This is a genomic window from Okeania sp. SIO2B9 (genome assembly GCF_010672505.1).
GTDB classification, from domain to species: Bacteria; Cyanobacteriota; Cyanobacteriia; order Cyanobacteriales; family Microcoleaceae; genus Okeania; species Okeania hirsuta.
Genome location: NZ_JAAHGK010001690.1, coordinates 1 through 1274, shown reverse-complemented (window position 1 = coordinate 1274; position 1274 = coordinate 1). Strand labels below are relative to the sequence as shown.

Sequence of the window (1274 nt, the reverse complement as noted above, 5' to 3'; positions counted from 1 at the left end):
TGCCGTCCATTGCTGAATTATCCCAGTGGGGAAAATCAACCTTACTGGTGACTGGGGTGGCTAATATGCGCCCCGATGCGGTTAAGAGGTCTACTGTTTCTACATCCCTCTGGGTATTTAAGGGTTGTACTAGGTTTAAAATGATTGACTCTGCTTGGTCAACTGGTAGCATTTTCAATCTATAAGATTTGGACTATTTTGATTATAGATTGTATTTGACTTCCTTTTTCTGTTGTTTTTGTTCTTGTTGAAGGGTCTCTAGTTTCTCTTGATTTTTAGTTGAATAAAAAATCATACGTAAGGGCGAAAACATCCCAATAATTACATACTATCATAGGTTTTTTCCTTATACAATCCCATCAACCAGGGATTTTTTTGTAGGCGTTCACAATGAGTTGGCGATCGCTTTTTAGTTGTTTTATGTTTGCTCAAGAGTCTGATCGCTTTCTTGGTTGTGTTTCTTTATTGAATAACAAGTCATGCGTAAGGGCGAAAGCATCCCAATAATTACATACTATCATCAGTTTTTTCCTTATACAATCCCATCAACCAGGGAAATTTTTTTTGAGCTTTAGAAAATAATTTTTTTCATTTTACTGTTGTGTTTCCTTAAGGTTAACCTAGCTTGATCGTTGTTGGGTCATAGCGATTACTTTTTCCACTGTCAAATCTGAGATATTGTCAAGAGTGGGGAGTATCTCAGTTCCAGTAAAGACCAATGGTAGTTCTTGGTTTTCCCAAACCCAGATTCGCTGTCGCTGAATATCAATTAACCAAGCAAGCTGAGTTCCGTTACCCAAACAGTGAAGAATTTTGTTCTGTAGGTCTAATGTGCTTTGGTCTGGGGAACGAATTTCAATTATCCAGTCCGGTGAACCTTGCAGTGGACCGTCTTCATCACCAAGGCGATCGCTTTTTACAACCACAATATCTGGCACAGGAGATAAGGGAGGAATGATGCACCTGAGTTCTTGAATGGCTTCATAAGCTTGGGTTTTATTATTAATGGTGTTGACGAGGTTTAGTTAGAGGCGGGAATGAAACAGAGTTGGCATCGGTTTTTGTTTGGATTGTCCATGGATGAATTCCCAAGCAGGAGAAGTTTCGATATTGGGTTGTTGGAGAAAAGTGTCTAAGGAGTTAGTAGTAAGTAGCTAGGCAGAATTAAATAGAAAACGTTCTGTGGTATGTTGGTCTTGTTGAGCGCGAGCTTCTACACCCTCTATAACAGCCATCGCCAAATCATATTCATCTTCAAAAATCCGACCAGCTAG

Annotated in this window: 1 protein-coding gene and 1 pseudogene; both read right to left on the bottom strand. The window is 39.4% G+C overall.

Going from position 1 to position 1274, the window contains the following annotated elements; translation table 11 throughout:
- Nucleotides 1-172 (bottom strand): annotated as a pseudogene (locus tag F6K13_RS33730) (molybdopterin molybdenumtransferase MoeA); the annotation flags it as partial.
- A gap of 448 nt (nucleotides 173-620) precedes the next feature.
- Nucleotides 621-1007 carry a Uma2 family endonuclease gene (locus F6K13_RS33725; protein ID WP_275670415.1) on the bottom strand — a complete coding sequence of 129 codons (387 nt, stop codon included), beginning with the start codon at nucleotides 1005-1007 and terminating at the stop codon, nucleotides 621-623.
- Nucleotides 1008-1274 lie beyond the last annotated feature (267 nt).